The organism is Serratia liquefaciens, from assembly GCF_027594825.1.
Lineage (GTDB): Bacteria > Pseudomonadota > Gammaproteobacteria > Enterobacterales > Enterobacteriaceae > Serratia > Serratia liquefaciens_A.
In genome coordinates this window covers 543,063-553,947 of the sequence record NZ_CP088930.1, presented here as the reverse complement: position 1 = coordinate 553,947, position 10,885 = coordinate 543,063, and the positions used below count along the sequence as shown (strand labels likewise).

Sequence of the window (10,885 nt, the reverse complement as noted above, 5' to 3'; positions counted from 1 at the left end):
CAGTTAAAATTTGTCCATAAAAAAGCCCGCGTTACCAGCGGGCTTAGGGAATCTGCAGTGTCAGATGACAGGTATGCGTGATTACACCGCCCGCGAAAGGGAGGTACGCCACCAACGAAGAAGAGAAGTTTGCTTATTCATTTCTGTGCTCTCTTGTTTATCATCCAACCAGGGTATCGCCCTGAACTTGTGTACTAGTTAACTGGTTCGCGAGAATAAAGTCAACCCTCTTTTCACACAATGTTTTAGCCGCAAGCGTGAATAATTTTCATCAACAGAAAAGGCCGTTGACCAGAATAGATTTCCGTCCGGCGGGCGAACGCGCGTATGATAGAAGGCCAAACCCTTGACGGATATTTCTTTTGACAGACAGCAGCCCACAGCCCTCCGCCTTTACCCTGTACGACCTCCACAGCCATACCACCGCCTCTGACGGCTATTTGACGCCGGCGCAGTTGGTGCAGCGGGCCGTCGAGATGCGGGTAGGCGTATTGGCGATTACCGACCACGACACCACCGAAGGTTTAGCCGCCGCAGCCGCAACCATTGCCGAGCTGTCGTTACCGCTGCAGTTGGTGAACGGGGTGGAAATCTCCACGCTGTGGGAAAATCATGAGATTCATATCGTGGGTCTGGGGATTGAAACTGCACATCCGGCGATGGTGCAATTGTTGGCCGAGCAGACTGAGCGCCGCAACCTGCGCGCACAGGAAATTGGCGTACGGTTGGCTAAAGCACGTATTGAAGGTGCGTTTGAAGGGGCGCAAAAGTTGGCGGACGGTGGGGCAGTCACACGCGGTCATTTTGCCCGTTACCTGGTGCAGATTGGCATCGCCGATAATATGGCTCAGGTGTTCAAGAAATACCTGGCCAAAGGCAAAACCGGCTACGTTCCGCCACAGTGGTGTACAATAAAACAAGCCATTGATGTGATTCATCAATCCGGCGGCCAGGCGGTGATAGCTCACCCGGGCCGTTACGATCTGACGGCCAAATGGCTGAAACGGTTGTTGGCGCACTTTGCCGAACAGGGGGGAGATGCCATGGAGGTTGCCCAGTGTCAGCAGGCACCGCATGAGCGCTCGCAGCTGGCAAAGTATGCGCAAGAGTATCAATTATTGGCGTCGCAGGGCTCGGATTTTCATCAGCCCTGCTCGTGGATCGAACTGGGCCGCAAACTGTGGTTACCCGGCGGCGTTGAACCCGTGTGGCGTGACTGGCCGCAACCGCAGCAGGGTAAGGTCGGTTGATTTAACGTGGGCGATGCCGCCCGCGTGCATCATTTTTAGGAGCAAGTCATGAGTCAGCTTTTTTATATCCATCCAGATAACCCGCAACCGCGCCTGATCAACCAAGCGGTGGATGTGCTGCGTAAAGGTGGCGTGATCGTCTATCCTACCGATTCCGGCTACGCGTTGGGCTGCAAGCTGGAAGACAAGACGGCCATGGAACGCATCTGCCGGATCCGTCAATTGGACAGCAATCATAATTTTACCTTGATGTGCCGCGATTTGTCCGAGCTGTCTACTTACGCCTATGTCGACAATACCGCGTTTCGACTGATCAAAAACAACACCCCCGGCAACTACACGTTCATTTTGAAAGCGACCAAAGAAGTCCCGCGTCGCCTGATGAACGACAAGCGTAAAACCATCGGTCTGCGCGTGCCGTCTAATCCGATTGCGTTGGCGCTGCTGGAAGTGCTGAATGAGCCGATGATGTCGACCACGTTGATGCTGCCAGGCAATGATTTTGCCGAATCTGATCCGGAAGAGATCAACGATCATCTGGGCAAACAGGTGGATCTGGTGATCCACGGCGGTTTCCTGGGCCAGCAACCGACCACGGTGATTGACCTGACCGAATCCGCGCCGGAAGTGGTGCGTGAAGGGGCGGGCGACGCAACGCCTTTCCGTTGATGCATCATTGCGCTGCCGCTTTTGCTCATTTTCTGAAAAGTGGCGGCAACGGCGTCATTTACCGGTAAAGCCGCTATTCTACAATATCAAAAACTGATAACAGGCAGGATGCGTAGCAATGATTAAGCGGATTTCTCTTTTGGCGGCCATATTGTTTTCCTCTGCGGCCAGCGCGGGGTTTTATTCCGGCAGCGCCTTGCTGTCGGAAACCAGCGGCTATGTGAAAAATAAAAACGGCGCGGCTACCGTCGCCGAAGCGCTCGATGGCGGGATGTTTATGGGCTATGTGGCCGGCGTATTCGATACCTTCTCAATGCAGGGCAACCGCAGCATTTGTCCGGATGCCGGGATGAGCGTTGGGATGGCCGCGGACGCGGTGATGCAGTATTTAAATGAACACCCGGAACAGCTGCACTATTCCGCGCCCTCGGTGATTATGCTGGCGTTAACCGCCGCTTATCCCTGTGAACGGCATTAATAGTGTTTATTTAGTGCGAATTTTTTCATTCGGTGCGAAGCCTCTTATTTAGCACTCTTTCCAATAGATGAAGCTGACGAAGGCTGTCATTTTACTGCTAATGCACAAATCCCCTTACCGTGAGGGATATGACGTTTAGGAGATAAAATGACAGCGTTTTGCCATGGCTTGCTTTCCCTCGATTATCATGATTCCGGTTCAGGCCCGCTGACGTTGGTCCTGCTGCCCGGTTGGTGTGAACCAAAAACCGTATTTGCCCCCTTTACCGCACTGGCGGCGGAAAAGTATCGGGTGATCAGCCTCGACTGGCGGGGGCACGCCCTGTCCGATCGCGATGCCGGACTCTCCCTTGACGCTCAGGATCTGCTGGCAGATCTCCAGCAATTGCTGCTTGAACTGCAAGTGGATCGGTTTGTGACGCTGTCGGTAGCGCATGCCAGCTGGATAGCGGTGGCATTGGCCGAGCGCATGCCGCAGCAAATACAGGGAATGGTGTTTCTCGATTGGATCATGACGCAGCCTGAAGCAGCATTTTTCGACTCGGTAAAACAAATGCAGCGGCCGGAACACTGGCTGGCGGCGCGTGATAACTTGTTCACTTTCTGGCAGGGCGGTATTGAACACCCTCAGGTCAAACAGCATTTGACCGTTGAAATGGCGCAGGAGGACTATCGCGTTTGGCAGGCTGCCGGCGTGGCGATTGAGCAAGCTTATCGGCAATACGGTTCGCCGCTAAACCGGCTGGGGGAATTAACCTCTCCGCCTGCTTGCCGACATATTTACTCATTGGATCGCGACGAAGACTATTTGCGACAACAGCAGAGCTTTGCCGATAGCCACCCGTTTTTCTCGGTCGTCCGTCTGGAACATGCCCGCACTCACCTTGGGATCCTCGAGCAGCCAGCGGCCGTATTCCAGGCGGTAACCGATTTCCTCGGTGATTAATCCGTTTTCCGAGTGCGTGATAAAGCGGGTTCTTGCCCGCTTTTCATCGATTCCTGACGCCATCGATAGCTTTCGATAATCGACCAGACCACAAAGTGGGTTTCAACCCTATTGAAAGCCTGTATAATGCGCGGTTCGATCTAAGTAAACGTATTGTTACCGTTGTGGTGCCTGGCGCCGCGGCGGTCATCCCCCCGACGCCTGTGAAGGCGACACTAGAGGTTGCTCAATGAGCGAAAAGTTACAGAAAGTTTTAGCGCGTGCCGGTCATGGCTCGCGCCGTGAAATCGAAACCATTATTGAAGCCGGGCGCGTCAGCGTCGACGGTAAAGTTGCCAAACTGGGTGACCGCGTTGAAGTGACGCCTTCAATGAAAATCCGTCTGGATGGTCACGTCGTTTCGGTTAAAGAATCTGAAGAAGCGGTTTGCCGCGTGCTGGCGTATTACAAGCCGGAAGGCGAGCTTTGCACCCGCAGCGATCCTGAAGGCCGTCCGACGGTCTTCGATCGCTTGCCTAAGCTGCGTGGTTCCCGCTGGGTAGCGGTAGGGCGCCTGGACGTCAACACCTCAGGCCTGCTGCTGTTCACCACCGACGGTGAACTGGCTAACCGCCTGATGCACCCAAGTCGTGAAGTCGAGCGTGAATATGCCGTGCGCGTATTTGGCCAGATTGACGACGAAAAAGTGAAGCAACTGAGCAAAGGCGTTCAACTGGAAGATGGCCCGGCCGCTTTCCGCACCATCACTTTCCAGGGTGGCGAAGGCATAAACCAGTGGTACAACGTGACCCTGACCGAAGGGCGTAACCGCGAGGTGCGTCGTCTTTGGGAAGCCGTTGGCGTTCAGGTTAGCCGCCTGATCCGTGTGCGTTACGGCGATATCGATCTGCCTAAAGGCATTCCTCGTGGCGGTTGGACCGAGCTTGAACTGCCGGCGATTAACTACCTGCGCGAACTGGTTGAGTTGAAGCCGGAAACCGTCAGCAAGATGCCGATTGAACGTGAACGCCGCCGTGTGAAGGCCAACCAGATCCGTCGCGCCGTTAAGCGTCACACCCAGGTTGCCGGCAGCGGTCGCCGCAGTGCCGCGGGCAGCAAGCCGGGCAAACCGAGCAAACGCAGCTGATTATCACGCCGCAGCCCATTCAGGCTGCGGCGTTTTTCTTTCCGTTACCAGTCAATTCCCTGCTGTGCCTTGATACCCGCGTCAAACGCGTGCTTCACCGGCTGCATTTCCGTCACCGTATCCGCCAGCTCCAACAAATCGCGATGGCAGCCGCGCCCGGTGATAATCACCGTCTGGTGCGCAGGGCGTTGTCGTAGCGCTTCCAGTAGCTCCTCCAGTTCAAGGTAGCCGTAGCTGACCATGTAAGTCAGTTCGTCCAGCAGCACCAGATCCAGGTTGTTGTCTGACAGCATACGCTTGCCGTGTTGCCATACGGCCTGACAGGCGGCGGTATCGCTGGCCTTATCCTGCGTTTCCCAGGTAAAACCGGTCGCCATCACCTGAAATTCGACACAGTGCTGCTGCAGCAGGTTTTTCTCACCGTTCGGCCATTCACCCTTGATGAACTGAATAACGCCGGCCTTCATCCCGTGACCAACGGCGCGGGTCACGGTGCCAAACGCCGCAGTGGTTTTTCCCTTGCCGTTGCCGGTGAATACCAGCAGCAATCCCCGTGCTTCCTGAGCAGCAGCGATACGCGCGTCAACCTGTTCTTTCAAGCGTTGTTGACGTTGTTGGTGGCGATCTTCAGCCATGATAAAACCCCCCTTTATTCGGCCGCGCCGGGTTTACGGTTCGGCTGAGCGTCGAAACTCATGCCGGTTTTGCGACGGCTGTCATCCCCCATCAAATAGAGGTAAAGCGGCATAATGTCCGCCGGAGTTTTCAACTTGCTTTTGTCTTCGTCTGGAAACGCAGATGCGCGCATTTGGGTGCGAGTTCCGCCCGGATTGATGCAGTTTACCCGCAGATTGCGATTTTTATATTCATCGGCCAGCACCTGCATCATGCCTTCAGTGGCGAATTTTGACACGGCATAAGCCCCCCAGTTGGCGCGTCCCTTACGGCCGACGCTGGAGCTGGTAAAGACCAACGATCCGGCAGGGGATTTCAACAGCAGAGGCAGCAACGTCTGGGTGAGCATAAAGGTTGCATTGACGTTCACCTGCATCACTTCGTTCCACATTGTCATCGACAGTTCTGCCATCGGAGCGATGTCACCCAGCAGGCCGGCGTTGTGAAGCACGCCATCGAGACGCGGGACATGCGTAGCTAGCTCGTCTGCCGCCTGTTGGCACTGTTCCTGCGTGCAGTGCAGCAAATCCAGCGTGATGGTGTAAGCGGGGGCGTTGCTGAGTTTGGCGATCTCGGCCTGAACCGCCTTAAGTTTACTTTCGGTGCGACCCAACAGTACTAATTGCGCGCCAAATTTGGCATAGGTGAGTGCCGCTTCGCGGCCGATGCCGTCACCGGCGCCGGTAACCAGAATAATACGTTGTTGCAACAGATCCTGCTTGGGTTGGTAATGCACAATAATTCCTCGCGCCTTGGTGGCTTGTCTCCCGCTTGCATCGGGGAGGGGGTGGATTGAGGGGCCATGACAGGAGCAAAGGCTCGACCGCATGCAGGCCCCACAGCGAATTTGGATCATCATCCTGATGAATAATCCGTGTTATATGCCTTAAATGGATCGTATTTTCAATGATTAGGCGGCATAAACGGCATTCTTTTGTAACAAAAATGGCAGGAGGCCGGCTTGGTTAAGCCAAAACCCGCCCACATAGTAAAGAGGCTGCACAAGGAATTTTTATTTAGTCGCGACAGCCACCGCTTCGGTTGGCTAGAATGAATGAGATAGTACTAACAACCTGTTAATAAAGGCGGAATCTGTGGAGTTTATATCTGTTTACGGCCTGTTTCTGGCCAAAGTCGCGACGGTTGTGATTGCCATCGCCGCGCTGGCGTTGCTGGCGGTCAGCCTTGGGCAACGCAAAGCCCGACACAAAGGGGAACTGCAGCTTACCGACCTCGGAGAACAATACCGGGACATGCAGCGCGATATGCGTTTGGCGCGGATGGGCGAAGCGGAACAAAAGGCCTGGAGCAAGCAGTTTAAAAAGCAGACCAAAGCCGACGATAAACTGAAGAAACAGCGCGCAAAAGCCGGCGCGGTGGAAGCCACTAAACCTTGTCTGTACGTGCTGGACTTCAAAGGCAGCATGGATGCCCATGAAGTGACTTCACTGCGTGAGGAAGTCTCCGCGGTGCTGGCGGTGGCGACGCCACAGGACGAAGTTCTGCTGCGCTTGGAAAGCCCGGGCGGGGTCGTTCATGGCTACGGGCTGGCCTCATCGCAGTTGGCCCGTTTGCGCGCCGGCGGCATTCGCCTGACGGTAGCGGTAGACAAGGTAGCCGCCAGCGGCGGTTATATGATGGCCTGCGTGGCGGATCGCATCGTTGCCGCTCCCTTTGCCATCATTGGTTCCATCGGCGTTGTGGCGCAAATTCCGAACTTCCACCGCTTGCTGAAAAAGAACGATATTGACGTGGAATTGCACACCGCCGGCGAGTTCAAACGCACGCTGACGCTGTTTGGCGAAAACACCGAGCAGGGGCGCGAGAAGTTCCGTGAAGATCTGAACGAAACCCACCAACTGTTTAAAGAATTTGTGCATCAGCAGCGTCCATCGCTGGATATCGACAGCGTGGCAACCGGTGAACACTGGTTCGGCACCCAGGCGAAAGAAAAAGGGCTGGTTGATGCGATTGGCACCAGTGACGATCTGCTGATTGCTGAAATGGAAAATCACGAGGTGGTGGGGGTGCGTTATGCGCGTCGTAAACGCCTGATGGACCGTTTTACCGGCAGCGCAGCAGAAAGTGTCGATCGTCTGCTGTTACGCTGGTGGCAGCGCGGCGAAAAGCCACTGCTTTAATCGCAACGAGTAAACCGCTGGGGGGCCGAAGTCCCCCTTTTTTTATGCTTAATCGACCAAATGGTATTTTTCAGAAAACACGTGAGCCAAATGTTTAAACATATTAAATACTGCGGTAGTTTTTGCCGTTGGCAATCCATCGGGATCCAAAAAGAATTCTCCGCGGAAAACTAAAACGCTGCCTTTTTGTTCAACTTCGGTGGCAACCATGCCATGCAGATAATCATCGTGCTGGCGAATAAGATTATTTGCTTCGAGCAGCAAGCTTTCACGATCAATGGGTGAGGTATTAGTGCGCATTTATTACACTCCAATCATAAATTCTGCACTTATTCTAACGCCAGTTCGCATTTATCCGCAAACAGACTAAGGTTTATTTGCCGTCTGGACGGCTAGCGGTATCTGCCGATTGGCGAAATCTGCCTTTCCGTGCTAATTAGGTTGCGTGACGCTTTTTATCAGGTACAGTGTGGGATTTTGCGGCGTCAGGTGGAAGGTTTTGTTTACGCCATTAATGAGTCTCACACAGCCATACTTCTGGGGCATGGGTGAATAGCAGGCAGGATCAACAACTTGCGTTCAGGTTGAGCAGTTAGGCAGCCAATAGATAAAAACATGTTGATCTCTTGCCAGACTGCCGCAATATAAAAAAGAGATATGAATCGCTGCGGCACGGCGAGATAAAAGACTTCTTTTTAGAAGAAATAAAATTAGGTAAAGGTAAATATGGGTAAAGCTCTCGTAATAGTTGAGTCCCCGGCAAAAGCCAAAACTATTAATAAATACTTAGGTAATGACTACGTGGTGAAGTCCAGCGTCGGTCATATCCGTGATTTGCCGACCAGTGGCTCAGCCAGCAAAAAGAGCGCTGACTCAACCGAAAACAAAGCCAAGAAGAAAGTTAAAAAAGATGAGAAGACGGCGCTGGTAAATCGGATGGGCGTCGATCCTTACCATGGCTGGGAAGCGCAATACGAAATCCTGCCGGGTAAAGAAAAAGTTGTCGCCGAGTTAAAGTCGTTAGCGGAAAACGCTGACCACATCTATCTCGCAACCGACCTTGACCGCGAAGGGGAAGCCATTGCCTGGCACCTGCGGGAAGTGATCGGGGGTGACGACAAACGCTTTAGTCGCGTGGTGTTTAACGAAATTACCAAGAACGCGATCCAAAATGCGTTCAAACAGCCGGGCGAACTGAACATCGACCGTGTTAACGCACAGCAGGCGCGTCGCTTTATGGACCGCGTGGTGGGCTACATGGTTTCGCCGCTGCTGTGGAAGAAAATTGCCCGTGGCCTGTCGGCAGGACGCGTGCAGTCCGTTGCGGTACGGCTGGTGGTAGAGCGTGAACGCGATATCAAAGCCTTCGTGCCGGAAGAGTATTGGGAGTTGCACGCCGATTTGTTAGCCAAGGGTGATACCTCGCTGCAAATGGAAGTGACGCATGTCCACGATAAACCTTTCAAGCCGGTTAATCGCGAGCAGACTCACGCCGCGCTGAAACTGCTGGAAAAAGCCCGCTATACGGTGCTGGATCGCGAAGACAAACCGACCAGCAGCAAGCCGGGTGCGCCATACATTACCTCCACGTTGCAGCAGGCGGCCAGTACCCGTCTGAGCTTTGGCGTGAAGAAAACCATGATGATGGCCCAGCGCCTGTATGAAGCCGGTCATATCACCTATATGCGTACCGACTCAACCAATCTGAGCCAGGACGCGCTCAACATGGTGCGGGGTTACATCGGCGACAACTTCGGCGACAAGTACCTGCCGAAAGCGCCGAACCAGTACAGCAGCAAAGAAAACTCGCAGGAAGCGCATGAGGCTATCCGTCCGTCGGATGTGAACGTGCTGGCCGAGCAGTTGAAAGACATGGAAGCGGATGCGCAAAAGCTGTATCAGCTGATTTGGCGTCAGTTTGTCGCCTGTCAGATGACGCCGGCGCAGTACGACTCCACCACGCTGTCGGTCAAGGCCGGTGATTACCAGTTGCGCGCCAAGGGCCGCACGCTGCGCTTCGATGGCTGGACTAAAGTGATGCCGGCGCTGCGTAAGGGCGATGAAGACCGCACCTTGCCGTATGTTGAAGTGGGCAGCGAGCTGGAATTGCAAAAGCTGATCCCAAGCCAGCACTTTACCAAGCCGCCTGCACGTTACAGTGAAGCTTCGTTGGTTAAAGAGTTGGAAAAACGCGGTATTGGCCGTCCATCCACCTATGCTTCGATTATTTCAACCATTCAGGATCGTGGTTATGTGCGGGTTGAAAGCCGCCGTTTCTACGCCGAAAAAATGGGCGAGATCGTTACCGACCGTCTGGAAGAAAACTTCCGCGAGCTGATGAATTATGATTTCACCGCCCGCATGGAAGATGGCCTGGACCAGGTAGCGAACAATCACGCCGAGTGGAAAGCGGTGCTGGATGAATTCTTTGCCGAATTCAGCGAGCAGTTGGAAACGGCGGAAAAAGATCCTGAAGAAGGCGGTATGCGCCCGAATCAGATGGTGATGACCAGCATCGACTGCCCGACCTGCGGTCGCAAGATGGGCATTCGCACTGCCAGTACTGGCGTATTCCTGGGCTGTTCCGGTTATGCATTGACGCCGAAGGAACGCTGCAAAACCACCATTAACCTGGTGCCGGAAACGGAAGTGCTTAACGTTCTCGAAGGCGATGATGCGGAAACCAACGCATTGCGCGCCCGCCGTCGTTGCCAGAAATGCGGCACGGCGATGGACAGCTACCTGATCGACAACCAGCGCAAGCTGCACGTGTGCGGTAATAACCCTGCGTGTGACGGCTATGAGATCGAAGAGGGCGAGTTCCGCCTGAAAGGTTATGACGGCCCGGTGGTTGAGTGCGATAAATGTGGTTCCGAAATGCACCTGAAAATGGGGCGCTTCGGCAAGTACATGGGATGCACCAACGAGAACTGCAAAAACACCCGCAAGATCCTGCGTAACGGTGATGTTGCACCGCCGAAGGAAGATCCGGTTCCATTGCCGGAACTGCCGTGCGAAAAGTCGGACGCTTACTTTGTTCTGCGTGACGGCGCAGCCGGTGTGTTCCTGGCGGCCAATACTTTCCCTAAATCGCGCGAAACCCGTGCGCCATTGGTGGAAGAACTGGCCCGGTTCAAGGATCGCCTGCCTGAAAAACTGCGTTACCTGGCAGATGCGCCGGTAGCGGATGCGGAAGGCAACAAAACCATGGTGCGTTTCAGCCGTAAAACCAAACAGCAGTATGTCTCTTCGGAAAAAGACGGCAAAGCCACCGGCTGGTCCGCTTTCTACATCGATGGCAAGTGGGTTGAAGGCAAAAAGTAAATTTGCAGCCTGAATGCAACATGAAAAAACCAGCCCCTGTGGCTGGTTTTTTATTGGCTAAAGCCGGTGAACAGATCTATTCTTTGCTGTTTTTTCCATCCTGGCGCTGGGGTTTCACGTTGATCGCAATGCAAAATAATCGTTACCATAGTGTGACGCGGATCTATACTTGAAGCTGTAGCGTGATATAGTGGTTATATAAAAAGTTTTTTTATGATTAAAGCTTATTAGCAACGGCGGTTTCTTCAGCCTCTGAGTGAAACACTGTGTTCATGGC

Annotated in this window: 10 protein-coding genes and 1 other annotated feature; of the genes, 7 read left to right on the top strand and 3 right to left on the bottom strand. The window is 53.9% G+C overall.

Annotation, left to right across the window (positions count from 1 at the left end; translation table 11 throughout):
- Positions 1-16: 16 nt before the first annotated feature.
- Positions 17-120: a sequence feature (Trp leader region), on the bottom strand.
- 242 nt (positions 121-362) lie between these two features.
- The 5 genes from rnm (at position 363) to rluB (ending at position 4,468) form a co-directional block, all read left to right on the top strand.
- Entirely contained in the window at positions 363-1,250 is an 888-nt protein-coding gene (gene rnm, locus LQ945_RS02420) for an RNase RNM (protein ID WP_270102197.1), read from the top strand.
- A gap of 48 nt (positions 1,251-1,298) precedes the next feature.
- Positions 1,299-1,919: an L-threonylcarbamoyladenylate synthase gene (locus LQ945_RS02415; RefSeq protein ID WP_020827149.1), complete on the top strand. Its 621-nt coding sequence runs from the start codon at positions 1,299-1,301 to the stop codon at positions 1,917-1,919.
- A gap of 118 nt (positions 1,920-2,037) precedes the next feature.
- Positions 2,038-2,397 carry a Rap1a/Tai family immunity protein gene (locus LQ945_RS02410; RefSeq protein WP_044551659.1) on the top strand — a complete coding sequence of 120 codons (360 nt, stop codon included), beginning with the start codon at positions 2,038-2,040 and terminating at the stop codon, positions 2,395-2,397.
- 147 nt (positions 2,398-2,544) lie between these two features.
- Positions 2,545-3,342 (top strand): alpha/beta fold hydrolase, encoded by a 798-nt coding sequence (locus tag LQ945_RS02405; protein ID WP_044551649.1) that lies wholly within the window; start codon positions 2,545-2,547, stop codon positions 3,340-3,342.
- Between the two features lie 229 nt (positions 3,343-3,571).
- Positions 3,572-4,468: a 23S rRNA pseudouridine(2605) synthase RluB gene (rluB, locus tag LQ945_RS02400; protein WP_044551646.1), complete on the top strand. Its 897-nt coding sequence runs from the start codon at positions 3,572-3,574 to the stop codon at positions 4,466-4,468.
- Positions 4,469-4,512: 44 nt separating this feature from the next.
- Here the strand turns inward: rluB and cobO are convergent, their stop codons facing one another.
- Both cobO and LQ945_RS02390 read right to left on the bottom strand, forming a co-directional pair.
- The gene (gene cobO, locus LQ945_RS02395) at positions 4,513-5,103 is read right to left on the bottom strand and encodes a cob(I)yrinic acid a,c-diamide adenosyltransferase (protein ID WP_044551644.1); all 591 of its coding nucleotides are present in this window, start codon (positions 5,101-5,103) and stop codon (positions 4,513-4,515) included.
- A 14-nt stretch (positions 5,104-5,117) separates the two neighbouring features.
- The gene (locus LQ945_RS02390) at positions 5,118-5,879 is read right to left on the bottom strand and encodes a YciK family oxidoreductase (RefSeq protein ID WP_270102196.1); all 762 of its coding nucleotides are present in this window, start codon (positions 5,877-5,879) and stop codon (positions 5,118-5,120) included.
- A 358-nt stretch (positions 5,880-6,237) separates the two neighbouring features.
- Here LQ945_RS02390 and sohB point away from each other — a divergent pair, with 358 nt between their 5' ends.
- The gene (sohB, locus tag LQ945_RS02385; RefSeq protein ID WP_044551638.1) at positions 6,238-7,284 is read left to right on the top strand and encodes a protease SohB; all 1,047 of its coding nucleotides are present in this window, start codon (positions 6,238-6,240) and stop codon (positions 7,282-7,284) included.
- Positions 7,285-7,332: 48 nt separating this feature from the next.
- Here sohB and LQ945_RS02380 read toward each other — a convergent pair whose 3' ends face one another.
- Positions 7,333-7,584: a YciN family protein gene (locus LQ945_RS02380; RefSeq protein WP_044551636.1), complete on the bottom strand. Its 252-nt coding sequence runs from the start codon at positions 7,582-7,584 to the stop codon at positions 7,333-7,335.
- A 426-nt stretch (positions 7,585-8,010) separates the two neighbouring features.
- On the opposite strand from LQ945_RS02380, the gene topA reads away from it, so the two are divergent.
- Positions 8,011-10,608, top strand: a complete 2,598-nt coding sequence (gene topA, locus LQ945_RS02375; RefSeq protein ID WP_044551634.1) for a type I DNA topoisomerase — start codon at positions 8,011-8,013, stop codon at positions 10,606-10,608.
- Positions 10,609-10,885: the final 277 nt, after the last annotated feature.

Excerpts from the sequence above, each read along its gene's own strand:
- LQ945_RS02415 (WP_020827149.1), top strand. The coding sequence starts at position 1,299 with ATGAGTCAGCTTTTTTATATCCATCCAGATAACCCGCAACCGCGCCTG.
- LQ945_RS02410 (WP_044551659.1), top strand. The coding sequence starts at position 2,038 with ATGATTAAGCGGATTTCTCTTTTGGCGGCCATATTGTTTTCCTCTGCG.
- LQ945_RS02405 (WP_044551649.1), top strand. The coding sequence starts at position 2,545 with ATGACAGCGTTTTGCCATGGCTTGCTTTCCCTCGATTATCATGATTCC.
- rluB (WP_044551646.1), top strand. The coding sequence starts at position 3,572 with ATGAGCGAAAAGTTACAGAAAGTTTTAGCGCGTGCCGGTCATGGCTCG.
- cobO (WP_044551644.1), bottom strand. The coding sequence starts at position 5,103 with ATGGCTGAAGATCGCCACCAACAACGTCAACAACGCTTGAAAGAACAG.
- LQ945_RS02380 (WP_044551636.1), bottom strand. The coding sequence starts at position 7,584 with ATGCGCACTAATACCTCACCCATTGATCGTGAAAGCTTGCTGCTCGAA.
- topA (WP_044551634.1), top strand. The coding sequence starts at position 8,011 with ATGGGTAAAGCTCTCGTAATAGTTGAGTCCCCGGCAAAAGCCAAAACT.